Here is a 22,359-nt window from a genome sequence, read left to right as displayed (position 1 = left end):
CACCGGCCGCGGCGGTCGGCTACGCGGAACGTTCCCGCTACCCGGAAACCTCACAGCGACTGAACCAAACCCCGGGCAGCGCAAATGCCCCATCGACCCCGAACCGGCCACGGTCGGAACGCACCGTGACGAGCCGTGCCGCCTCAGCTGCCGCGATCACGAGCCACGCCGGGCAAGGCTGCCGCCGTCTCGCGCTGCCTCCGGTGCGGCGCGCTGTCGGCACGTCCGGCACCGGCGCCGAGCTACCGGCCACGCCTGGCTGGCGCGCTACGGGTTGCCGCGGTGCAGCTACCGGGGCCGCAGACCACCAGCCACGCGCACTGGACGCTGTGCACCGAGCACCCCGCGCTGAGTGCCGAGCAGGAGCCGTGCCGTCCAAGTGCCTGCCGCGGGCCGTACGATCCCTGCCGCCAGCTGCCCTGACGATCAGCTGTGACCGAACGCGTGACACCGCACTGTCCGCCGCGTCCGTCCGGACGCCGCCTCCCGGGCGCGATCATCGAGGCAGGCCTCCACCCGCCAGAGGCCGTCCGGCGAAGGGCCGCCGCGAAGAAGCCGTCTTCAGCTAGCTGCCAACTCGTCCCCCTTCCGTACCTCCGGCACCTGCGACGGGCTGCCCGACGCGTCCGTCAGGGGTGCCACCGTCGCGCGGAAGCTCTCCAGCGCCTCCAGTTCGCGCCGTCGCGCGGAGAGGAACCGCTGCAGGTGCGTACTCGTGAGGTTGAGCGCCTCGACCGCGTTGCCGGCCGAACGGTGTGCCGCCGCGGCCCCGGCTCGGACCTGCTCGACGTCCTCCACCAGCGCCCGGTCGCTCGCGGCGAACAAGGCCGCCGACGCCAGCACGCCGAACCCCGTCGGTCCACACAGGAACACCCGGCGGTCGATCAGCCAGCGCAGCAGCTCCGGGTCGGTGTCGAGCGCGGCGACCACGGCCGCGTCGGACGGGACGAACATGATCGTGCCGTAGATCGCGTCGGCCCAGCGCTGGTAACCCTTGCCGGCGAGCTCGGCCGCGCGGGACCGGATCTGGCGCACGTGGGCGCGCAACGCGTCGAGCCGTTCCTCGGGGTCGTCGGTCTCCACGGCCTCGGCCCAGATCGCCATGCTGGCCTTCGCGTCGACAGGCACGGTGCGGCCGCCGCCCACGCGCAGCACCATGTCCGGCTTCACACTGCCGCCGCCGGCCAGGTCGGTCTGCAGCGTGAAATGCAGTTCTTCGCGCAACCCCAACGCGCGCGCGGTCTCGACCAGCACCTGCTCACCGAGCTCACCGCGGCCGCTGATCGACGCGAACGCCACCTCGTACCGCCGCAACGCCAGCTGCTGCTGGTCGTTCTTCGCGCGCTCGGCCGCCACGAGCCGCGCCGCCGCGTCGGCCCGGCGCATGCCGTCGCCGTAGAGCCGCCACAGCAGCGCGACCGCGACGCACAGGAGCAGCGCGAGCACGACGGCTGCGGTCGTGATCACCGTCTCCACCCGAGTCTCCTTTCCTCGCCCGACCAAGCCCCTGCTCGATCAAGCCCTGCCCGATCAACCGGACCAGTCGGAACGGCCGGTACCGATCGACGCCGACATCATGGCGGACCGCACCGACAAAAACCGGCAAGCGCGGTCGCGCTGCGTAGCTGACCAGCGCGTTCACCGGTTCGGCCGTCGGCGTGTCCACCAGGGCCCTGATAGGGTTCGTACACACGTTCGAGTGGCTCTCCGGCGAGTCTCCGCGGTTTCGTCGTGATCGCCTCTTACCGTGGTTGCCGTGAGACTCCTCCACACCTCCGACTGGCACGTCGGCCGCACGTTCCACGGCGCCGACCTGCTCGCCGAGCAGGAGGCCGTCCTCACCCATCTCGCCGAGCTCGTCACGAGCGAGCACGTCGACGTTGTGGTGGTGGCAGGCGACATCTACGACCGCGCGGTCCCTTCGGCCGAAGCGGTCCGAGTCGCGACCAAGGCCATGAGCCGCATCCGCCAGGCCGGCGCGCAGCTCGTGATCACACCCGGCAACCACGACTCCGCGGCGCGGCTGGGCGCCTTCGCGGACTTCGCGGCGGCCGGCGGTCTGCACCTGCGCGCCACGATCGCGGGCCTCGCCGAACCCGTGCTGCTGAACGACGAACACGGCGACGTCGCGATCTACGGCATCCCGTACCTCGAACCCGAGCCGTCGCGCCACGCGCTGGGAGTGCCGGAGGCGCGCGGCCACACCGGCGTGCTCACCGAAGCCATGCGCCGCGTGCGCGAAGACCTTGCCACGCGGCCGAAAACGCGCTCGGTCGTGCTGGCCCACGCCTTCGTGAGGGGCGGCGCGAGCAGTGAATCCGAACGCACCATCGCCGTCGGCGGCGTCGAACAGGTCCCGGGCGACGTGTTCGACGGCGTCGACTACGTCGCGCTCGGCCACCTCCACGGCCCGCAGACGCTCGCCGAGCACCTCCGCTACTCCGGCAGCCCGCTGGCCTACTCGTTTTCCGAAGCGCGCCAACGGAAATCGGTCTGGCTCGTCGACCTCGACGCGGCCGGGCTCGCAAACATCCGCCGCCACGAACTGCCCGTGCCGCGCCCGCTCGCGACGTTGCGCGGCGAGCTGCAGGAGCTGCTCGACGCACCGGAACACGAGGAATGGCGCGACCACTTCCTCTCGGTCACGGTCACCGACCGCGTGCGCCCGGTCGACGCGATGCGCCGCCTGCGCGAGCGGTTCCCGTACGCGGTGCACCTCGACTGGGAGCCCGAGGGCGGGCTGGCAGGCGCGCAGCTGAAGTACGCCGACGCCGTCCGCGGCCGCACCGACATCGAGATCGCCCGCAGCTTCCTCGACGACTGCCGCGGCGCGCTCCCCACGGAAACCGAGGAACGGCTGGTGTTTCTCGCGCTCGAAGCGGCCAACCGGGCGGCGGTGGCGAAACTGTGAGGCTGCACCTGCTGGAGGTCGAGGCGTTCGGTCCGTACGCGGGCCGCGAGGTGGTCGATTTCGACGCACTCGGCGCCGACGGCCTCTTCCTTCTGCACGGCGACACCGGCGCCGGCAAGACCACGCTGCTCGACGCCATCGCGTTCGCGCTGTTCGGCGTGGTCCCGGGCGCGCGCGGTGACGTGAAGCGGCTGCGGTGCGACGTCGCCGCACCCGAACAGCTCACTGAGGTCGTGCTGGAGCTGACGGTGCAACGCCAGCGGCTGCGCATTGTGCGCAGCCCCGAGTACCAGCGCGCCAAGAAACGCGGCGACGGCTTCACCACGCAGCAGGCGAAGGTGTCGCTGACCTGGGTCGGCGAGCCGCCGGCCGGGCTGCCGCCCGACGGGATCATCCGGATCGACGAGGTCGCGCGTACCGTCGAGCGGCTGCTGGGGATGACGGCGGCGCAGTTTTTCCAGGTCGTGTTGTTGCCGCAGGGCGAGTTCGCGAAATTCCTGCGCTCCGACACCACCGAGCGCGAGAAGCTGCTGGAGCGGCTCTTCGGCACCGAGCGGTTCTCCGACGTCGAGCGCTGGTTCGCCGATCTGCGCGCCGAACGCGGGCGGGCACTGGAAAAGCGTCAGCAGGAGCTGCGGGAGCTCGTCGCGCGCTACGCCCAGGAAGCGCAGCAGGAGCCGCCCGAAGAAGATCAGGCGGAATGGGTCGACGCCGTGCTCGCGGAAGTCGCCGCACGCGCAGAAGCGGCGGAAACCGAAGCGGCACAGGCACGTTCGGCCGCGACCAAGGCCGAGACCACACTGCGGGAAGCCGAGGAAGACGCCGACCGCATCCGCCGCGTCCGCACCGCGCACACGCGGCTCGCGCAGATCGCCGAGACCGCGGGCGAACGCGCGGAGTGGACCGAGGAGATCGCGGCCGCGCGGCGGGCGTCGGCCGTGGTGCCCGAGGTCGAGCTGCTGGAGCGGCGGACTTCGGAGCTGGGCGACGCGCAGCTCGCCGAGGCCGACCACACGCGGGCCTTGGGGGAGCTGGGTTTCGACTCCGTCGGCCTCGCGTCGGCGGACCTGCGTGAGCGCGCCGGATCGTTGCGCGAGGAGGCGGGCGCGCTGGCCGAGCTGGTCGCGGAGGCCGAGCAGCAGCGTGTGGACACCGAGCGGCGCGACGAGCGGAAGGCCGCGGCCGGCGCGGCGGCCGAGCGCGTCACCGAGTTGCAGACGCGGCTCGCGGAGGTGCCCGAGCGGCTCACGGCGGTGCGAGGTGAGGCGGCGTCGGCGGCTGAAGCGGCGGCGAAGCTGGACGGTGCGAAGGCGCGCGTCGACGAATTGACGGTTGTTTCTCGCGCGGCCGCGGAGCTGCCGGAGGCCGTCGCGAAGGTCGGGCGCGGCGAGGCGAAGCTGCGTGAGGTCGTGGACGCACATCAGGCGGCTCGTCAGCACCGGCTGGACCTGCGGGAACGTCGGCTGGAAGGGATGGCCGCCGAGCTGGCCGCGAGCCTCGCCGAGGGTGCGCCGTGTCCGGTGTGCGGCTCGGCGGAGCACCCGGCGCCCGCGCGGCACGGGGCCGAGCTCGTGGATCCCGCCGAGGAACGGGCCGCGGAAGAGGCGGAGCAGAAGGCCGGCGCCTTGCGGCAGCGCGTGGTGTCCGCGTTGGAGGAGGCGAAGGCGCGGCTGGACGCGTTGCGCGAGCGGCTGGGCGAGTGGACGGCCGAGTCCGTGGCGGCGGAGCTGGCGGAGGCTCGGGCCGGCGTGGGGGCGCTGTCCGAGCAGGCCGCGCGAAAGGACCGGCTCGCTCGGCAGGTCGTCACGCTGGAGCAGGAAGCCGACCAGCTGGCGGCGCAACGGCGGCGGGCCGACCAGGCCGTCACGGAGGCGCAGGCCGAGGTCCGGGTGCTGGAGGAACGGCTGGCCGAACGCTCGAAGCGGCTGCTCGAAGGGCGCGGTGAGTTCCCGGACGTCACGGCGCGCCGGCGGCATCTGCTCACGTTGGCGGGCGCGTTGGATTCCGTCGCGGAGGCGCGTACGGCAGTGGGTGGTGCGGAGTCCCGGCTCGCCGAGCAGCACGGTCTGGTCGAGATCTCCTTGCACGCCAAGGGTTTCGCCACGCTGGAGGAGATGCGTGGCGCGGTCCGGTCCGACGAGCAGGTCACCAAACTCGAGCAAGGCCTCGCCGAAGCCGAGGCGACGGCCGCGGGGGCGCGGGAGCTGCTGGCGCAGCCCGAGCTGTTCGGGATCTCGCCCGACGACGTCGTGGAGGTCCCGCCGCTGGTCGAGGTGGCGAAGGCCGCGCGCGAACGGGCGGATACGGCGTTCGCGGCGTTGAAGTTCGTGTCGGCGCAGCACGGTGAGCTGAAGAAACTGGCCGCGCGGATGGGCAAGGCGCTCGCGGAGTTCGCGCCCGTCGAGGCCGAGTACAACGAGCTGCGCGCACTGTCCGAAGTGGTCAACGGCCGCGGCCAGAACTCGCGCAAGATGTCGCTGCGGTCGTACGTGCTCGCCGCCCGGCTGGAGGAAGTCGCGCTCGCGGCCACCGCCCGCCTGCGCACCATGAGCCAGGGCCGCTACTCCTTCGTGCACTCCGACGCGGCCGGCGCGCGCGGCACCCGCGGCGGCCTCGGCCTCGACGTGCTCGACGACTACTCCGGCGCCATCCGCCCCGCCAAGACCCTGTCCGGCGGTGAGTCCTTCCTCGCGTCGCTCTCCCTGGCGCTCGGCCTGGCCGACGTCGTCGCCGGCGAAACCGGCGGCGCGCTGCTCGACACCCTGTTTGTCGACGAGGGTTTCGGCACCCTCGACGCCGAAACCCTCGACGTCGTGATGAACATCCTCGACGAACTCCGCGCCGGCGGCCGCGTCGTCGGTTTGGTCTCCCACGTCGAAGAACTCCGCCAACGCATCCCGACCCGCCTCCGCGTGCACAAATCCCGCACCGGCTCGCGAATCGAACTCCGCACGGCGTAGCTCAGCGCGAGTCGCGGGCCACCCCACGGCGCGGGGTCGTGGGGGCCGGGGAGAAACGCGGCATGCCTGCGTGAGCCGCCGCCTGAACGGCCAACGGCCGACGTCAGCGCCGGCGGGAGAACTGATGTCGCCGCCCGGTTGAGCCGCGAGGCGCGGGGAAGCCCGCCGGAGCGACGGGCCCCTCAGACAGCCTCGTTCGTGAGCGGCTGGCAGTCGGTGTCAGCTGTGGTGGCAGAAGGCAATGCCGCCGCCCGGTTCAGTGGGGAGGCCCGTCGGGCTGTCGCCGACCAGCGGTGTGCCCGCTCGGGCAGCCGCTCCCGTTAGCGGCCGACGGTAGCTGCGGCGGAAGAAGCCGATGGTGTCGCCGGAGCCTGTGGCGAGGCCGGTGAGCGCGTTCCGGGAGCAACAGCTGCCGCGGTCACGGAACTCCGGCGGAGCGCCTGCGTGGTCAAGCGGCCTCGTGCGTCAGGAGCCACCGCTTCGCGGCCGTGCCCCAGCGGAAGTTGCCGACGGCGCCGCCGGTGCGGACGACGCGGTGGCAGGGCACGAAGAGGGCGGCGGCGTTGCGGGCGCAGGCCGACGCGGCGGCGCGGACGGCCGTGGGGCTGCCCGAGAGGGTGGCGTACTCGGCGTAGCTCACCGGGCGGCCCGGCGGGACCTTGCGCAGCGTGTCCCAGGCGTGCTGGTGGAAGGCGCCGGAGCGTTGGCGGACCGCGATGTCGTCGACGGCGTCCAGTTCGCCCGCGTGGTAGCGGCGGATGGCGGTGGTGACGGGGCCGAGGTCGCGGCGCTGGGTGAGGGTCGCCGGGGCGAGCGAAGGGGAGATGAGCGGGGTCAGGTCGGCGACGTCGGCGGTCCAGCCGGACGCGAGGACGGCGCCGTCGCCCGCCACGACGGCGGTGAAGGGGCCGATCTTGGTGTCCACGGTGGACCAGAAGGCCGTGCTCACGAGAGGTTCTCCTCGGGGTCGAAGGTCTGCAGGTAACGGGTGGCGTACGAGCTCCACGGCCGCCAGCCGCGGGCCGCGCCGGGAAGGTCGAGGCCGAGGGCGGCGGCGGAGCGGCGTACGGCGGGGTCGGTGGCGAGCAGGACGTCGGGGGCGCCGAGCAAGCGCATCAGGACGTAGTCGGCGTCGACGCCGAAGGAGAGCAGCTCCGCCCGTAGCTCACCTGGGTCCCGACCGACGTGCGGGTCGAGGGTGCCGTCTGCCAAGGCCGCGGCGACCGTCTTGACGTGCGGTTTCACGTCGGCGGCGGCCACGACGTCGGGCTCCGAGAACAGCGTGGTCAGGGTGTCCATCGGCGGGTCACCGGGCGGCACCCGTGAGCCGAGCGCGGCGACGGAGGCAGCGGCCGAGCCGAGCACGGCGCGCAGGATCAGCTCGGGCCCATCGACCGCACCGGGCACGCGCAGCCCCGGCACCTTCGTGACCAGCGGCGCGAGCACCGGATCCGCACCGAGGACACGCGCGATGGCTTCGGGATCGGCGTCGAGGTCGAGCAGCCGCCGCACGCGGGAGACGGCGCTGCCCAGGTCACGCAGGTCGGTCAGCGCCAGGTCGCAGCGGACGTGATCCGGTTGCGGCGAGAGCCAGACCAGGCCGGGGCCGTGGGAAAGCCGCAGCGTGCGGCCGTAGCCGGTGATGCCCTCGGCGCTCTCCTCGACGGCCTCGACCCCGGGCACCGCGCGCGACGCGTGGTAACGCAGCACGCCCTGCGCGTCGAACGGCGCGCGGAACGGGAGTCTCAAGCTGAGCCGCGTCGAGCCGGTGGGTTCGGCGCGGCGTCCGCGCCGCAGTGAAGCGGCGCGAAGCTGCGAAGGCGTCGTCGCGAAGACTTCGCGGATGGTGTCGTTGAACTGCCGGATGCTGGAGAACCCGGCGGCGAAGGCGACGTCGGTCAGCGGCAGCGCCGAAAGCTCGATGAGCAGCCGCGCGGAGTGTGCGCGGTGGGCGCGGGCGAGCGCGAGCGGGCCGGCGCCCAGCTCGGCGGTGAGGACGCGGCCGAGCTGGCGCTCGGAGTAGCCGAGCCGCCGCGCCAGGCCGGGCACGCCTTCGCGCTCGACGAGGCCGTCGGAGATCAGGCGCATGGCGCGGGCGGCCAGGTCGGCGCGGACGTTCCAGTCGGGCGAACCCGGCACCGCGTCCGGCAGGCAACGCCGGCACGCGCGGAAGCCGCTCGCCTGGGCGGCGGCCGACGTGGGGAAGAACCGCACGTTCTGCGCCTTCGGCGTGATCGCCGGGCACGACGGGCGGCAGTAGATGCCGGTGGTGCGCACGGCCATGATGAACTGGCCGTCGAACCGCTGGTCGCGGGCGGTGACGGCCCGGTAGCAGCGCTCGGTGTCGCGCCAGAGCGGGGCGGTCTGGGTGGCCATGTGGTCGATGGTGCCAGCAGGTCGTGGGCTTGGCTGGCGGGAATCCGACACGGCGTTACCGGGTCGGCCGGGGCGTTTGCCGGGCACGTAGACTTTACTGTCGTGAGTCTGACCCTCGGTATCGTCGGCCTGCCCAACGTCGGCAAGTCCACCCTGTTCAACGCGCTGACGCGCAACGACGTGCTCGCCGCGAACTACCCGTTCGCGACGATCGAGCCCAACGTCGGCGTCGTCCCGCTGCCGGACCCGCGGCTGGACAAGCTGGCGGAGATGTACAGCTCGGAGAAGATCGTGCCGGCTGTCGTGTCCTTTGTGGACATCGCGGGCATCGTGAAGGGCGCGTCCGAGGGTGCCGGGCTGGGCAACAAGTTCCTCGCGAACATCCGCGAGGCCAACGCGATCTGCCAGGTCATCCGCGTGTTCGACGACCCGGACGTGGTCCACGTCGACGGCCGCATCGACCCGTCGAGCGACATCGAGACCATCAACACCGAGCTGATCCTCGCCGACCTGCAGACGCTCGACAAGGCCCTGCCGCGCCTCGAGAAGGAGGCGCGCACCAAGAAGGAGGCGCGCCCGGCGCTGGAGAACGCGCAGCGCGCCAAGGAAATCCTCGACGCCGGCCGCACGCTGTTCCAGGCGCAGAAGGAAGTGGACTTCGAGTCGCTGCGCGAGCTGAGCCTGCTGACGACGAAGCCGTTCCTGTACGTCTTCAACGCCGACGAGGGCGTGCTGACCGACGCCGCGCGCCGCGAGGAACTGGAAAAGCTCGTCGCCCCCGCCGACGCTGTCTTCCTCGACGCCAAGGTCGAGTCCGAACTGCTGGAACTCGACGACGAAGAATCCGTGCGCGAGCTGCTGGAATCCGTGGGCCAGGCCGAGCCCGGCCTCAACGCCCTCGCCCGCGCCGGCTTCCACACCCTCGGCCTGCAGACCTACCTCACCGCGGGCCCCAAGGAATCGCGCGCCTGGACCATCCCCCAGGGCGCCACCGCCCCCCAAGCCGCGGGCGTCATCCACACGGACTTCGAGCGCGGCTTCATCAAGGCGGAGATCGTGTCGTACACCGACCTGATGGACGCCGGCTCGATGGCCGCCGCGCGCGCCGCGGGGAAGGTGCGGATGGAGGGCAAGGACTATCTGATGTCGGATGGGGATGTGGTGGAGTTCAGGTTCAACGTCTGAGCCCCGCTTGCGGTCGTAGGCTTGACGGACGAACTGGCCGACGCTCTCGAACTGCACCTGGCGCCGCCATTTCCCGCCCCGGCCGTCCGCCGCGGCGCTGACTACGGCTCGGTCTGCGCCGTGATGATCGGCGCTGCCGTATTACGCGCAGCTCCTGCGCATTGCGGAACTCGCGTTCAAGCGCTTGGAAGAGATGGACGCAGCTCGGCGGAGGTCCGACGCGGAGCTTCAGAACAACGTCAGCTGACCTTCGGGCACGCGGGTCCGCGCGAGAATGGCGTCGCAGCGCTGGCAGGTCACGGCTTCGTCCGTGGGGTTGAGGCCGCGGTAGTCCCAGCCGTTCAGGCCGGGTGCCGCAGGCGGGCAGCCATTCGCCGGTGACGAGGTGGACCGTGCCGGTGGACGTGCGGCCGTGCAGGCGGGTCCAGCTCGGTGGCGCTGCCGGGCGGTGGTGCTTGAGGCGGCGCCGGAATGCCGCGAGCGGTTCGCGTCGCCGGGGCAGCGCGAACAATGCCGGTGGGTCGTCCTCCGGGGTCATGACCACCACGGTCGCAGGGTGGCGTGGTGATCGTCTACCGCCAACCCGGGGTTGATCACCAGCCGCTCCGGACCGCGGTGAGGTCCGGAGCGGTCAGTTGGAACGTTTTTCCGGACAAGTGGTCTTCCGGCCCACGGACGTTGGTCAGCACTCGTTCTTCGGCAACATGCCCTGTTCGCACGCCCAGTCGTGCTGGATTTCGCCGGAGGTTTTGCCTCGGCCGGGGCCGCCGGGGTCCAGGTAGCCCTGGTATTCCTTGCAGCTCGGGTTGAACTTGCGGGCGTTGACGGCCCGTTGGCCACAGCCGGGGCGGGTGTCGCGGGCCTTGGGCGACTTCTTGGTGGCGCGGGGAGTGGATGTCGACTTCAGGGCCGCGGGGGTTGATGTGGGCGCCGGAGGGGTCGACGTCGGTGAAGGCGTCGGTGAGGGCGGGTTCGACGTCGGGGAGACCGGAGCGGCAGGAGTCGCCGAGGTCGACACCGGTGGAGGTCGCGAGTCGGCAGGCGCTGCGCAGGACGCGGCAGCCAGGAACACCACGGCTGCCGCGCACGCCACGCACAAGCGGTTCATACCGAGACGTCGGCACGAACCCGCGAGCCGTTTCGGAGAGTGAAAAGAAGCGCTCAGCCCAGCAGGCCGAGCACCACCAAAGCCGCCAGCGTGAACGACGTCGCGAACAGCGTGATCCAGGCGCGCTGGGTGGCGGAGAGGGCAGTGGGCGAGTTGTTCATCGCGGGTCCTAGCGGGGCGGGGTGGGCGGATTCCGCTGGGATAGCGCGCTGATCAAGGGTGGTGTTACGGCCTGTGGTCGAGATCACGGTGGGTGCGGAAAGTGCGCCACAGGACCGCGGCGGCGGAGGCCACCATCAGGGTGAACGCGGTGGTGCCGACGATGATCGCCTGGGTCATGAAAGTCCCCTCCGTGGAAGTGCGTACGAAGAGGGGACGTGTCAGCCCGCGGGAGGTGTCGCCGGGGTCGGGCAGATCACAGGGAGTCGATCTGGGCCGCGAGGGCGAAGTCCTTCGAGGTGAGGCCGCCGGCGGAGTGGGTGGAGAGGGTGAGCGTCACGGTGCGCCAGCGGATGTCGATGTCCGGGTGGTGGTCGGCGGCTTCGGCGAGGTAGCCGACGCGGACCACGAAGGTCACGGCGTCCGGGAAGGACGGGAGGTCGACCGTACGGGTGATGGAGTCGCCGGAACGGCGCCAGTCGGGGACGGTGGCCAGGGCCGATGAGATCTCGGAGTCGCTCAGTAGTTGCGCCATGTGTCCAATGGTGAACCCGTTTGGGCTACGCTGCACGGTTGCCACGGGAGTCCGGTGCAGCCGGGCTGAGAGGCGGGTGCCCGAGACCCGCGACCGTTCGCACCTGATTCCGGATCATGCCGGCGCAGGGAGGGCTGCTCTCCCCGCATCGGCGCAAGGAGGGCAGATGATTCCGCGGACCGCACGCACGGTGCTGGGCCTGGCCACGGTCACGGCGCTGGCGAGCGCGTGCTCGCTGTCCGGCGGCAGCTCGGGCGGCGACGCCCAGCAGACCCCGACGGTCACGCTCGTCACGCACGACTCGTTCGTCGCGCCGCAGGACGTGCTGGACGCGTTCCAGCGGCAGTCCGGGATCAAGCTCAAGATCCTCAAATCGGGCGACGCGGGGGAACTCACCAACAAACTGGTGCTCACCAAGGCCAACCCGATCGGCGACGTGGCGTTCGGCGTCGACAACACGTTCGCCTCGCGCGCGCTGGGCGAGGGCGTGTTCCAGGCGTACACGAGCCCCGAGGCCGACCGCGGGCCGCAGCGGTACTCCGCGGATCCGCAGCACCGCCTGAGCGCCGTGGACGTCGGCGACGTCTGCGTCAACATCGACCCCGCCTACTTCGCGAGCAAGCACCTGCCCGAGCCCAAGACCTACGACGACCTCGCCGACCCGAAGTACAAGGACCTCACCGTCGCCGAGAGCCCCGCCACGGCGTCGCCCGGGCTGGCGTTCCTGCTGGGCACCGTGGCGAAGTACGGCGAGCAGGGCTGGCACGACTACTGGGCCAAGCTCAAGGCCAACGGCGTCAAGGTCGACAGCGGCTGGGAAGAGGCCTACACCAAGGACTTCTCCGGCTCCTCGGGCAAGGGCCCGCGCCCGATCGTGGTCTCGTACGCGTCCTCGCCGGCCGCCGAGATCGGCGACGACGGCAAGCCGCGCACCAAGGCGCTGCTCGACACGTGCTTCCGCCAGATCGAGTACGCCGGCGTCCTCGCCGGCACCAAGCAGGTGCCGCAGGCCCAGAAGGTGGTCGACTTCCTGCTGTCGCAGCAGTTCCAGACGACGGTCGCGGCCAACATGTACGTCTACCCTGCCCGCGAGGGCGTCGACCTGCCCGCCGGCTGGGCCGCGGCCGCGCCGCTGCCCCAGGACCCCGCGACTCTGCCCGCCGACCAGATCCAGGCCGGCCGTGAGAAGTGGATCGGTGAATGGCGCTCGCTCATGGGCGCGTAACGCCGGCGCAGACCGCGCGCACGGCGGGCCTGGCGCTGCTCGGCCTGCTGCCCGTCGCGTTCCTGGTCGTGTTCTTCGCGTGGCCGGTCGTCGCGATCCTCGGCCGCGGCTTCTCGGCCGGCGGCGTGGACACGGTCCTGGCCGACGCGCAGACGTGGCAGCTCGCCGCGTTCACGCTGGTCAGCGCCGCCGCGTCGACAGTCGTCGCCGTGGTCGCGGGGCTGCCGGTGGCCTACGTGCTCGCGCGCGTGAAGCTGCCGGGCGTCGGGCTGGCGCGCACGCTGGTGCTGGTGCCGTTCGTGCTGCCCACGGTGGTCGTCGGGCTCGCGTTCCGCGCGCTGTGGCCCGACGGCGGTGTGCTGCCGCTGGTGCTGGCCAACGCGTTTTTCAACGTCGCCGTGGTCGCCCGGACCGTCGCCGGGCTGTGGAGCCACCTCGACCCGCGTGCGACCGAAGCCGCCCGCGCGCTGGGCGCCTCGCCGTGGCGGGCCTTCCGCACGGTGACGCTGCCCGCGCTCGGCCCGGCCGTCGCGTCGGCCGCGGCGGTCGTCTTTCTCTTCTGCGCCACCAGTTTCGGCGTGGTGCTCATCCTCGGCGGCGGCCGCTACCGCACGCTCGAGACCGAGATCTACCTGCGCACGGTCGACCTGCTCGACCTCTCCGGAGCGGCCGCGCTGTCGCTCATCCAGTTCGCCGCCGTCCTCGCCGCCCTCGCGCTGGGCGCGATCGCCCGGCGCCGCCGTGAGAACGCCGTGAAACTCAAGCAGGCCACGCCCCGGCGGCCGAGAAAAGGCGAATGGTGGACGGTCGGCGCGGCCACGGTCGTGATCGCCCTGCTGATGACGCCGATCGTCGCGCTGCTGCTGGAGTCGGTGTCCACACCGGACGGCTGGAGCCTCGCCGGCTTCCGCGCGCTCGCGAGCACCGGCACGGACGACGCGCTGCAGGTCTCCGGCTGGGTCGCCGCCCAGAACTCGCTCGCCGCCGCCACCGACGCGACGCTGCTCGCCATGGCCGTCGGCGTGCTGGCCAGCGTCGTGCTCGTCGCCCTGCGGCGCGCACCCGGCCGCCTCGCCCGCGGCATGGGCGAGACAATGGACGCCGCCCTGATGCTGCCGCTGGGCGTCTCCGCCGTGACGGTCGGCTTCGGCTACCTCGTGACGCTCGACGCGCTGCCCGGCGACCTGCGCACGTCGCCGTTGCTCGTGCCGCTCGCGCAGGCGCTGGTGATCATCCCGCTGGTCGTGCGGATGATCCTGCCGGTGCTGCGCGCCGTCGACGTGCGGCTGCGCCAGGCCGCGTCGACGCTCGGCGCGAGCCCGGCCCGCGTGTGGCGCGAGATCGACCTGCCGCTCACCGCGCGCTCGCTCGTCGCGGCCGCCGGGTTCGGTTTCGTGGTGGCGCTCGGCGAGTTCGGCGCCACGAGCTTCCTCGCCCGCCCCGACGCGCCCACGCTGCCCGTCGCCGTCGCGACGCTCATCTCGCGCCCGGGCGAGCTCAACAACCAGATGGCGTACGCCGCGTGCGCGCTGCTCATGGTCGTGACGGTCGCGGCCGTCGCGCTGATCGACCGCTTCGGCTCCGTTCGCGGGCACGGCACGGTGGGGGAGTTCTGAATGGCGCTCACGGTGCGGGACCTCACGGTCCACTACGGCTCGTTCGCGGCGGTCCGCGACGCGCGCCTCGACATCACCGACGGCGAGGTGCTCGCCCTGCTCGGCCCGTCCGGCTCGGGCAAGTCGACGCTGCTGCGTGCCATCACCGGCCTCGAGCCCATGACGTCGGGCTCGGTGAGCTGGGACGGCACCGACCTCGCCACCGTGCCCGTGCACCGGCGCGGATTCGGGCTGGTCTTCCAGGACGGCCAGCTCTTCCCGCACCGCGACGTCGCCGCGAACATCGCGTTCGGCCTGCGCATGCACGGGATCCCCAAGGCGAAACACCGGGCCCGCGTCGAAGAGCTGCTGGAACTGGTGGGGCTCAAGGGGTTCGAACGCCGGCGCGTCACCGAGCTGTCGGGCGGCCAGGCGCAGCGCGTGGCCCTGGCTCGCGCCCTCGCGCCCGAACCGCGGCTGCTGCTGCTCGACGAACCGCTGTCCGGCCTCGACGCGGGGCTGCGCGAGCAGCTCGCCATCGATCTCGCGGACCTGTTGCGGCGCAGCAAGATCACCGCCCTGCTGGTCACCCACGATCAGGAAGAGGCGTTCACGCTCGCCGACCGCGTGGCCGTCCTCGACGCCGGCGAGATCCGGCAGGAAGGCGCCGTGCGGTCGGTGTGGCGCAACCCGGCGGACGACGACGTCGCGAAGTTCCTCGGCGCCACGTCGTTCGTCGACGGGGTGGCCGCGGGCGGCGTGGTGCACACCGGTCTCGGTGACGTCGCGCTCCCGGAGCTCGAAGACGGTCCGGTGCGTCTGGGGCTCAGGCCGCATGCCTTGCGCGTGGCCGAAACCGGCGTGGCCGGCGAGGTGACGGCCGCGGTGCACCGGCGGGAGCACCTCCGGCTGGTCGTGCGACTGTCCGAAAAGGACTATTCCGAAAACGGCCCTTCCGAAAAGGACACCGTCGACGCCGTCGCTCCCGTGACGGCGGACCTGCGCGCCGGCGATCCCGTCCGGCTCGAACTCGACCCGGACGGGATCGCCGTCGTCGGCTGAACCCCCGTCAGCCGTCGCGCGTGGCGAGCCGCCCGTAAGCCAGGGACAGGCCGACCACGATGTAACAAGCCGCCCGCAGCGCGCCCTCGCTGAGCATCGAGCCGCCGATCGGGTCCTGCAGGATCTCCGTCGGGGCCTCGGCCCAGTTGCGCGTGAGCAGGAACGGGTGCAGCCAGTCGAGCGAGGTCAGGAACCCCAGGATCGTGAACACGATGTCGCCGGCCAGCACGGAGGCGACCACGAGCATCGGGTGTTCCGTCCAGCTCGACACGGCCAGCGCGACCGCGCCGACGGCCCACAGCTGCAGCACGATCCAGCCCGCCACCAGCAGGATCCGGCCCAGCGCCGCGCCGAGCGACAACGTGGTGCCCGACAGCGTGAACAGCGATCCGGTGCCGTTGATGATCAGCCCGGTCACCACGCCCGTGACGCACATGGCCAGCACCGCGACCACGCACACCACCGCCACGCCGATGGCCTTCACCACCAGCAGCCGGCCGCGGCTGACGGGAGCGACGAGCCACGCGCGCAACGTGCCGTGGGCGGCTTCGCCCGCGAGCGCGTCGGCGCCGGCCATGGCCGAGGCCAGCGGAAGCAGCAGGGCCAGCGTCATCGTCAGCGCGGCGATGGGCAGCACCAGCGCGTTGTTCACGGCCGACGCGAGCAGCGCCGCGTCGCCGTCGGCCGGGCCGCCGTCGGGACCGCTGTCGCCGACCAGCGTGAGGCCGATGCCGATCACGATCGGCACCAGGGCCAGCAGCGCGAGCACGGCCAGGGTGCGCGGGCGGCGGAAGATCCAGCGCAGCTCGGCCGCGACCAGCCGCGGCAGCGGCACCGTGTCGTGGCCCGTGCGGCTCACGGGTGCCGTGAGCGTCGCGGTAGTCATGCCGCCTCCGCGGGAGTCAGTACGTCGGCGGTGGTCATGCCGCCTCCGCGGGAATGAGTACGTCGGCGGTGGTCATGCTTCCCCCTCGGATTCCGAGCCGTTCGCACCTTCGGTGAGCCGGGCGAACAGGTCCTCCAGCCCGGTTCGCGCGCGAGTCGCCTCGTGCACCTCGACACCGGCGCCCACGAGCACCTGCAGCACCCGCGGCGCGGGCGTGGCGGTGAGGTCCGCGCGGACGCCGTCGGGCGTGAGCCGGGCCCCGATCCGGTTCTCCCGCAACACTTCCACCGCGTGTTCCGCGTCGGGTGTCCGCACGAGCAGCGCCGCGTTGCCCGACTCCAGCAGCTCCGCCAGCTCGCCCTGCGCCACGACCGTGCCCGACTGCAGCACGGCGACGTGGGTGCACGTCGCTTCGACCTCGGCGAGCAGGTGCGAAGACACGAGCACGGTGCAGCCGTCGGCGTGCAGCTCGGCGATGATCCGGCGGATCTCGCGCGTGCCGGCGGGGTCGAGGCCGTTGGTCGGCTCGTCGAGGATCACCATCCGCCGCGGCACGAGCAGCGCCGCGGCCAGGCCCAGCCGTTGCTTCATGCCGAGCGAGTAGCCCTTGTACCGGCGGCGCGCGGCGACAGTGAGGCCCACGCGTTCCAGCGCTCCGTCCACGGCCGCGGGGATCGCTCCCGACGCCAGCCGCGGCTCGGCGGCCGCGAAGCGCAGCAGGTTGTCGCGCCCGGAGAGGAACGGGTGGAAGCCCGGGCCTTCCACGAGCGCGCCGACGTCGGGCAGCGCGTGCGGCGCGCCGTCGGGCATCGGCCGGCCGAGCAGCTCGACCTCACCCTCGGTGGGCCGAACGAGGCCCAGCAGCATGCGGATCGTGGTCGTCTTGCCCGAGCCGTTGGGCCCGAGCATCCCGAGCACGGCGCCTTCGGGCACGTCGAGGTCGACGTGGTCCACCGCGACCGTGCCGCGGTAGACCTTGCGCAGCCCGCGCGTGCGCGCCGCGAGCGGGACCGCCGGGGCGGACACCTCCTGGGAGATGCCCGCCCCGGTCACGACCACTTCGGTCTCGGTCACTTCTGGCCCAGCGCTTCGTACAGCACCTGCTCCGGCACCGCACCGGCGGCGAACCGCCCGTCGTCGGTCAGCACCGCGCCGCCGACCTTGGTGGTGAACAGGTAGCCGCTGCCCCAGGTGCCGTTCACGCGCTTGGCGAAGCGGCTGAGCAGCTGCTGCGGGTCGACGTTGCGGCCCTCGGCCCCGGAGGCACCGGCCGGCTTCTTGCCGGACAGCGCGTCGGCCGGCACCTTGCCCGTGATGACGGTGTCCCAGCCGTCACCGACGAGCTTGGTGTCCTGCTTGGCCTCGTCGGCCATCGCCTTGGTCTGGTCGTCGACCTTCGCGGTCTTCTCCGTCACCTTGGCGCCCTGCGGTGGCGTGAAGGCGAACAGGTCGGCCGACTGCGGCGCGAACTTCACGTCGGTGAACGCCACCTGCAACGCCGGCGCGGTGGTTCCGTTGCTCAGCACGGAAAGCCGCAGCGGCATGCGCGTCTGCGAGTCCACGGCCACGCGGATTTCGCGCAGCAGCGTGCGTTCGGTCGGCTTCGGGGTGAAGACCAGCTCGTAGGCCGGGCGGTCGGCGACGTTCGCCGTGCCGTCCACGGAGACGGTGCTGTTCTCGCGCACCTTGGCCAGCAGTTCCTTGGTCGCCGTGGCCGGGTCGGCCATCTCGCCGGCACCCATGTCGTGCTTCGTCGCCACGTCGGCCGGGATGGTCGTCTTCGTGGCCGAGTTGTTGCTGGAGTGGTAATCCCACACCGTCGTGCCGTCGCGGACGATCGTCTCCTGCGAGGCGCCGTTGGTCAGCGAGATCTTGGCCTTGCCGGCGCCGTCGCTGAACACGTGCGCGGAGTCGATGTTCAGCGCGCTCATCCCCGGGACCGCGCCGGCGGCCGCGCCCATGGCGGGCAGGCCGAGGTCGTTGCTCACACTCACGGTGCCGTCGAACGGACCGGGGTTGGCCGTCATGACCGACTGCACCAGGTCCTCGGCGCTGATCTGCGGCAGCTTCGGCGCGTCGCCGGCCGAAGCCGGCATCGCGACCACCACGAGCCCCCCGACCCCCAGAGCGGTGCCGACGACGGCCGCGGTGATGGCCTTCTTCTTCGGATCCATGTCGTCTCTCCCTGTGTTTCCGAGCCCCAGTGTGCTCGGCTCCCGGAACCGACGCTTCCCTCTCGAGGCTGAGATACCCCTGAATGCTCGGCCTCCGCGGCTGAGATCGCGCTGAGAGCTCGCGCACGACCTGCGCAAACCGGCCATGATGAACCTCGTGAAACCTCGGGTGCTGGTGGTCGACGACGAGCCGGGCGTGCTCAAGGCGCTGCAACGCGGCCTGCGCGCGGAGGACATGGACGTGGTCACGGCGGCCGACGGGCCGTCCGGGCTGCGGCTGGCGCGCACCGGCGCGTTCGACGTGATCCTGCTCGACATCATGCTGCCCGGCCTGTCCGGTTACCGCGTGCTGCAGCAGCTGCGCGCGGAGAACGTGACGACGCCGGTCCTGCTCGTCTCCGCCAAGGACGGCGAGGTCGACCAGGCCGACGGGCTCGACCTCGGCGCCGACGGTTACCTCGTGAAGCCGTTTTCCTTCGTCGTGCTGGTCGCGCAGGTGCGCGCGGTGCTGCGGCGCGCCGGGCCCGACGCTTCGCGCGGCACGCTGCGCCTGGGCTCGCTGGAGGTGGACCGCGCGTTGCGGCAGGTGCGCTGGGACGGTGCCGAGGTGCCGTTGTCGCCGCGCGAGTTCGGGCTGCTGGAGGTGCTCGTGAGCCGCGCCGGCACGGTCGTCACGAAGGACGAGCTCCTGCGCGCGGTCTGGGGCGAGGAGCAGGCCGTGACGCGCAACCTCGTGGAGGTCTACGTCGGTTACGTGCGGCGCAAGCTCGACGCGGTCGGCGCCGGCGCGCTGCTGCGGACCGTCCGCGGCCACGGCTACCTCGCGTCCGACGCACAGCTGGACGAGGTCATGTGATCGGCTCGCCGTCCTGGTGGCGGGGCCGGTCGCTTCAGGTGCGGATCACGGTGCTGGCCACCACGATCACGCTCGCCTGCCTGCTCGGCCTCGCCACGCTCGCCGCCGGCCGGCTCGACTCGCTGCTCGTCGACTCCGTCGACCACGAGCTGACGACCGCGCTCGGACCCGCGTCGGCCTCGGTCTCGGCGGGCCGGCCGCCGGCGGACGCGGACCCGGTCTCGGTACGGGTGCTGGACATCTCAGGAGCGCCGGTCGACGGCCGGCCGCGCCCGCCGTTGAGCGGCGACGCGATCGGGCAGCTCAAGGCGGGCGTGCCGGTGCAGACGGACGGAGACCGCTGGCGGGGCCAGGTCGTGAGCACGCCGGACGGCAGCCAGCGGCTCGTCGTCGCGGGCGCGGGCCTTGTCGGATTCGCCGCGGCCGTGCACGCCGGCGGGTTGTGGCTGGTCATCGTCGCTTTGGTCGGTGCGGTGGTGGCGGGGCTCGCGACGTGGCTGGTGGTGCGCTTCGCGCTGCGGCCGGTCGCCCGGATGCGGGGCCTGGTGCGCTCGTTGCCGCCCAGCTCGCGGCTGCCGCTGCCCACGTCGCACGACGAGCTGCGGGCGCTGGCCGAGGAGTTCAACGCGCTGCTCGCCCGGCAGGAAGAGGTGAGCAGCCGGCTTCGGCGCTTCACCGGCGACGCGGCGCACGAGCTGCGTTCGCCCGTCGCGTCGATCCGGGTGCAGGCCGAGGTGGCCGTGACGAACCCGGATCCGGAGCTGGCGCAGGAGACGCTCACGGACATCCTGGCCGAGGCCGAACGGCTGTCGGCGCTGCTCGACGGTCTGCTGTCGCTCGCCCGGTCCGACGCCGGCGAGGTGCCGCCCGCCGAGCCGGTGGAGCTGGTCACGGAGGTGCGCGCGGCCGTGCACCGGCTGCCGGCGGGCGCGCCCGAGGCGCGGGTGAGCGCTGCCGTGGCGCAGGCGTGGGCGCTCGCGACGCACTCGGAGGTGGAGCTGGTGCTCGACAACCTCCTGCGCAACGCCTGCCGCTACGCCACCGGTCAGATCGTGGTGTCGGTGCTCGCCTCGCGCTCGGACGTCCGCGTGGTGGTGGACGACGACGGCCCCGGCATCGCGCCCGAGCACCGCGCCAAGGTGTTCGACCGCTTCTACCGCGTGGCCGACGACCGCGCCCGCTCGTCCGGCGGAACCGGCCTGGGCCTGGCGATGGTCGCCGAAGCCGTGCGCCGGCGGGGCGGGCGGGTGCGCGTGGGGGAGTCGCCGGACGGGGGTGCGCGCTTCGAGGTCAGGTGGCGCGCGGATCGGGCCGCGGCAACCGGGTGAACGCCGTGCGGGACACTGGGCCGATGGACGGGGTCATCGTCGGAGCGGCGCTGGTGCGCGACGGGAAGTTGCTCACCCAGCAGCGGGCGTGGCCGCCGCACCACGCGGGACAGTGGGAGCTGCCGGGCGGGCGCGTCGAAGAGGGCGAGACCGACTCGTACGCGCTGGCCCGCGAGTGCCAGGAAGAGCTCGACGTCGCCGTCACGGTGGGCGGGCGCGTCGGGGAAGAGGTGCCGTTGCCGGGCGGGAAGGTGCTGCGCGTGTACTCCGCCGCGCTGATCTCCCCGGGCGACGAACCTCGGGCCGTGGAGCACACGGCCTTGCGCTGGGTCGGGCCGGACGAGCTCGACGACGTCGACTGGCTGCCGGCGGATCGCGGCCTGATCCCGGCGTTGCGCGCATTGCTGATCAGCTGACGTTCACCTGCGGCAGGGGGCGGGTTTCCCTTGTGCGTCAAGGAAAACCCGCCCGTGCTCTTCAGCCGGCGCCGATCAGGCGCAGCGCCGAGGACAGCCGGTGGTCACCGCGTTCGGCGGCGCGGACGGCACCCGCCTTGCGGACGCGTTCGAGCTCCGCGGTGTCGGCGAGCAGGGCCATCGTGCGTTCGCGCACCGGGCGCAGCTCCTCGATCACGGCGTCGGCGACGGCGTCCTTGAGCACGCCGTACGACGGGTACTCGTCCGCCAGCCGGTTCGGATCGCGGCCGGTGCAGGCGGCGAGGATGTCCAGCAGGTTCGCGATGCCCGGCCGGCTCTCCGGGGCGTACGCGGGCACGGACCCGCCGTCGGTGCGCGCGCGTCGGATCTTGCGGCGCACGTGGTCGGGCTCGTCGAGCACGAAGACCACGCCCGCGGCGTCGTGCGCCGACTTGGACATCTTGCGCGTCGGCTCGGCCAGGTCCTTCACCCGCGCGCCGGTGGGCGGCAGCACGGCCCGCGGCACGGTGAACACCTCGCCGTAGGTCGAGTTGAACCGCCTGGCCAGCGTCCGGGCGAGTTCCACGTGCTGGCTCTGGTCCTCGCCAACCGGCACGTCGGACGCGCCCTGCAGCAGGATGTCCGCGGCCATCAGCACGGGGTAGGTGAGCAGGCTCAGCCGCACCCCGGCCTGGCCCTTCGCCTTCTCCTTGAACTGGATCATGCGCGCGGCCTCGCCGTAGGAGCAGGTGCACTCGAGGATCCAGGTCAGCGCGCCCAGCTCCTTCGCGATGTCCGACTGCACGAACACGCGCTCGGGGTCGACGCCCGTCGCCACCATCACGGCCAGCTGCTCCGTGGCGAGGGCGCGCAGCTTCGCGGGGTTGTGCGCGGTGGTCATCGCGTGCAGGTCGGAGACGAAAAACAGGTCGTCGGGCTCGCTGTCGGACGCGAAGCGGCGCAACGCGCCTAGGTGGTTGCCGAGGTGCACGTGGCCGGACGGGGTGATGCCGGATAACTGGACCACTGGGGTTCCTCTCCTGGGTGTGTGCCCCGGGAGGAGACCCGCCTGACAAGCGAGAAGGCCGCCCACCGGGGCGGCCTTCGCTGGAGTTCAGCGCAGAGCAACGGGGCCGCCGGAGGGCGGCCACCACTGGGTGCTGTGCGCGAACATGGTGAACACCTTAGAACACTTGCGGGTGCTTACGCGCGGAACCGGGTTTACCGTCGAGACATGTTCGTCGTCTTGCTCACCTACACCGCGCCCATCGAGGAGATCGACCTGGCGCTGCCGGACCACGCCGAGTGGCTCGGCAAGCAGTACGACCACGGTCACTTCCTGGCCTCGGGCCGCCAGAACCCGCGCACGGGCGGCGTGATCATCACGCGCCCGATGGCGCGCGGGAAGCTCGACGCCATCCTGGCCACCGACCCGTTCGCGACTCAGCACCTGGCCCAGTACCAGGTGATCGAGTTCTCACCGACGAAGACGGCACCCGAATTGCGCCTGGTCAACGAGGCCGTGGCGCACTGATCAGGGCGTCCGGCGGCGCGAGACTTCGGTCACGCTGAACCGGGCGCGC

18 protein-coding genes and 1 riboswitch are annotated in these 22,359 nt (G+C 72.3%); of the genes, 10 read left to right on the top strand and 8 right to left on the bottom strand.

From position 1 onward, the window contains the following. Positions 1–561 precede the first annotated feature (561 nt). On the bottom strand, positions 562–1,476 hold the full coding sequence (gene rmuC, locus ACQPXB_RS42330) for a DNA recombination protein RmuC (protein ID WP_386954301.1): 915 nt from the start codon (positions 1,474–1,476) through the stop codon (positions 562–564). 280 nt (positions 1,477–1,756) lie between these two features. Here rmuC and ACQPXB_RS42325 point away from each other — a divergent pair, with 280 nt between their 5' ends. Further along, entirely contained in the window at positions 1,757–2,911 is a 1,155-nt protein-coding gene (locus tag ACQPXB_RS42325; protein ID WP_432847472.1) for an exonuclease SbcCD subunit D, read from the top strand. Next, positions 2,908–5,871: an AAA family ATPase gene (locus ACQPXB_RS42320; RefSeq protein WP_432847471.1), complete on the top strand. Its 2,964-nt coding sequence runs from the start codon at positions 2,908–2,910 to the stop codon at positions 5,869–5,871. Before ACQPXB_RS42325 ends, ACQPXB_RS42320 begins: the two co-directional genes overlap by 4 nt. A 448-nt stretch (positions 5,872–6,319) precedes the next feature. On the opposite strand, the gene ACQPXB_RS42315 is transcribed toward ACQPXB_RS42320, so the two are convergent. Together ACQPXB_RS42315 and ACQPXB_RS42310 are read right to left on the bottom strand one after the other, a co-directional pair. Further along, positions 6,320–6,820 (bottom strand): methylated-DNA--[protein]-cysteine S-methyltransferase, encoded by a 501-nt coding sequence (locus ACQPXB_RS42315; protein WP_366579821.1) that lies wholly within the window; start codon positions 6,818–6,820, stop codon positions 6,320–6,322. Beyond that, entirely contained in the window at positions 6,817–8,247 is a 1,431-nt protein-coding gene (locus ACQPXB_RS42310; protein WP_432847469.1) for a DNA-3-methyladenine glycosylase 2 family protein, read from the bottom strand. Before ACQPXB_RS42310 ends, ACQPXB_RS42315 begins: the two co-directional genes overlap by 4 nt. A 102-nt stretch (positions 8,248–8,349) precedes the next feature. Between ACQPXB_RS42310 and ychF the strand changes: the two genes are divergently transcribed. Beyond that, positions 8,350–9,432 (top strand): redox-regulated ATPase YchF, encoded by a 1,083-nt coding sequence (gene ychF, locus ACQPXB_RS42305; RefSeq protein WP_366579818.1) that lies wholly within the window; start codon positions 8,350–8,352, stop codon positions 9,430–9,432. Positions 9,433–10,955: 1,523 nt separating this feature from the next. Here ychF and ACQPXB_RS42300 read toward each other — a convergent pair. Further along, positions 10,956–11,234, bottom strand: a complete 279-nt coding sequence (locus ACQPXB_RS42300; RefSeq protein ID WP_366579807.1) for a 4a-hydroxytetrahydrobiopterin dehydratase — start codon at positions 11,232–11,234, stop codon at positions 10,956–10,958. 33 nt (positions 11,235–11,267) lie between these two features. Beyond that, positions 11,268–11,383: riboswitch (TPP riboswitch) on the top strand. A 17-nt stretch (positions 11,384–11,400) separates the two neighbouring features. On the opposite strand from ACQPXB_RS42300, the gene ACQPXB_RS42295 reads away from it, so the two are divergent. The 3 genes from ACQPXB_RS42295 to ACQPXB_RS42285 are packed head-to-tail and all read left to right on the top strand — an operon-like array spanning position 11,401 to position 15,116. Continuing rightward, complete coding sequence (locus ACQPXB_RS42295) at positions 11,401–12,459, top strand: thiamine ABC transporter substrate-binding protein (protein ID WP_366579805.1); 1,059 nt, start codon at positions 11,401–11,403, stop codon at positions 12,457–12,459. Then, positions 12,435–14,075 carry an ABC transporter permease gene (locus ACQPXB_RS42290; RefSeq protein ID WP_386954233.1) on the top strand — a complete coding sequence of 547 codons (1,641 nt, stop codon included), beginning with the start codon at positions 12,435–12,437 and terminating at the stop codon, positions 14,073–14,075. The genes ACQPXB_RS42295 and ACQPXB_RS42290 overlap by 25 nt, the downstream gene beginning before the upstream one ends. Further along, on the top strand, positions 14,076–15,116 hold the full coding sequence (locus ACQPXB_RS42285; RefSeq protein ID WP_432847465.1) for an ABC transporter ATP-binding protein: 1,041 nt from the start codon (positions 14,076–14,078) through the stop codon (positions 15,114–15,116). A 7-nt stretch (positions 15,117–15,123) separates the two neighbouring features. Here the strand turns inward: ACQPXB_RS42285 and ACQPXB_RS42280 are convergent, their stop codons facing one another. The 3 genes from ACQPXB_RS42280 to ACQPXB_RS42270 all read right to left on the bottom strand — a co-directional run bounded on the left by ACQPXB_RS42280 (position 15,124) and on the right by ACQPXB_RS42270 (position 18,176). Beyond that, on the bottom strand, positions 15,124–16,002 hold the full coding sequence (locus ACQPXB_RS42280; RefSeq protein ID WP_366579799.1) for an ABC transporter permease: 879 nt from the start codon (positions 16,000–16,002) through the stop codon (positions 15,124–15,126). A gap of 72 nt (positions 16,003–16,074) precedes the next feature. After that, positions 16,075–17,061 carry an ABC transporter ATP-binding protein gene (locus ACQPXB_RS42275; protein ID WP_386954304.1) on the bottom strand — a complete coding sequence of 329 codons (987 nt, stop codon included), beginning with the start codon at positions 17,059–17,061 and terminating at the stop codon, positions 16,075–16,077. Between the two features lie 11 nt (positions 17,062–17,072). Further along, on the bottom strand, positions 17,073–18,176 hold the full coding sequence (locus ACQPXB_RS42270; RefSeq protein WP_386954240.1) for a LolA family protein: 1,104 nt from the start codon (positions 18,174–18,176) through the stop codon (positions 17,073–17,075). 145 nt (positions 18,177–18,321) lie between these two features. Between ACQPXB_RS42270 and ACQPXB_RS42265 the strand changes: the two genes are divergently transcribed. From ACQPXB_RS42265 to ACQPXB_RS42255, 3 genes are read left to right on the top strand one after another with little or no spacing between them, the layout of a single operon-like run. Beyond that, positions 18,322–19,032: a response regulator transcription factor gene (locus ACQPXB_RS42265; protein WP_366579793.1), complete on the top strand. Its 711-nt coding sequence runs from the start codon at positions 18,322–18,324 to the stop codon at positions 19,030–19,032. Further along, positions 19,029–20,360, top strand: coding sequence for a sensor histidine kinase (locus tag ACQPXB_RS42260; RefSeq protein WP_366579791.1), 1,332 nt, complete (start codon positions 19,029–19,031; stop codon positions 20,358–20,360). Before ACQPXB_RS42265 ends, ACQPXB_RS42260 begins: the two co-directional genes overlap by 4 nt. A gap of 23 nt (positions 20,361–20,383) precedes the next feature. Further along, positions 20,384–20,776: a (deoxy)nucleoside triphosphate pyrophosphohydrolase gene (locus ACQPXB_RS42255; protein ID WP_366579789.1), complete on the top strand. Its 393-nt coding sequence runs from the start codon at positions 20,384–20,386 to the stop codon at positions 20,774–20,776. A gap of 61 nt (positions 20,777–20,837) precedes the next feature. On the opposite strand, the gene trpS is transcribed toward ACQPXB_RS42255, so the two are convergent. Further along, positions 20,838–21,803 carry a tryptophan--tRNA ligase gene (gene trpS / locus ACQPXB_RS42250; protein WP_366579787.1) on the bottom strand — a complete coding sequence of 322 codons (966 nt, stop codon included), beginning with the start codon at positions 21,801–21,803 and terminating at the stop codon, positions 20,838–20,840. Between the two features lie 207 nt (positions 21,804–22,010). On the opposite strand from trpS, the gene ACQPXB_RS42245 reads away from it, so the two are divergent. After that, the gene (locus ACQPXB_RS42245) at positions 22,011–22,310 is read left to right on the top strand and encodes a YciI family protein (protein WP_285972606.1); all 300 of its coding nucleotides are present in this window, start codon (positions 22,011–22,013) and stop codon (positions 22,308–22,310) included. Positions 22,311–22,359: the final 49 nt, after the last annotated feature.

This window comes from Amycolatopsis sp. CA-161197, from assembly GCF_050942255.1.
In the GTDB taxonomy this organism is placed as follows: Bacteria; Actinomycetota; Actinomycetes; order Mycobacteriales; family Pseudonocardiaceae; genus Amycolatopsis.
The sequence above is the reverse complement of the archived record's forward strand: the minus strand, read 5'-3'. Positions and strand labels throughout refer to the sequence as shown.

Bases quoted from the DNA above. Each gene is read 5' to 3' on its own strand.
- ACQPXB_RS42270 (WP_386954240.1), bottom strand. From the start codon at position 18,176: ATGGATCCGAAGAAGAAGGCCATCACCGCGGCCGTCGTCGGCACCGCT.
- ACQPXB_RS42265 (WP_366579793.1), top strand. From the start codon at position 18,322: ATGATGAACCTCGTGAAACCTCGGGTGCTGGTGGTCGACGACGAGCCG.
- ACQPXB_RS42255 (WP_366579789.1), top strand. From the start codon at position 20,384: ATGGACGGGGTCATCGTCGGAGCGGCGCTGGTGCGCGACGGGAAGTTG.
- ACQPXB_RS42295 (WP_366579805.1), top strand. From the start codon at position 11,401: ATGATTCCGCGGACCGCACGCACGGTGCTGGGCCTGGCCACGGTCACG.
- ACQPXB_RS42245 (WP_285972606.1), top strand. From the start codon at position 22,011: ATGTTCGTCGTCTTGCTCACCTACACCGCGCCCATCGAGGAGATCGAC.
- ACQPXB_RS42300 (WP_366579807.1), bottom strand. From the start codon at position 11,234: ATGGCGCAACTACTGAGCGACTCCGAGATCTCATCGGCCCTGGCCACC.
- ACQPXB_RS42310 (WP_432847469.1), bottom strand. From the start codon at position 8,247: ATGGCCACCCAGACCGCCCCGCTCTGGCGCGACACCGAGCGCTGCTAC.
- ACQPXB_RS42280 (WP_366579799.1), bottom strand. From the start codon at position 16,002: ATGACTACCGCGACGCTCACGGCACCCGTGAGCCGCACGGGCCACGAC.
- ACQPXB_RS42285 (WP_432847465.1), top strand. From the start codon at position 14,076: ATGGCGCTCACGGTGCGGGACCTCACGGTCCACTACGGCTCGTTCGCG.
- ACQPXB_RS42290 (WP_386954233.1), top strand. From the start codon at position 12,435: ATGGCGCTCGCTCATGGGCGCGTAACGCCGGCGCAGACCGCGCGCACG.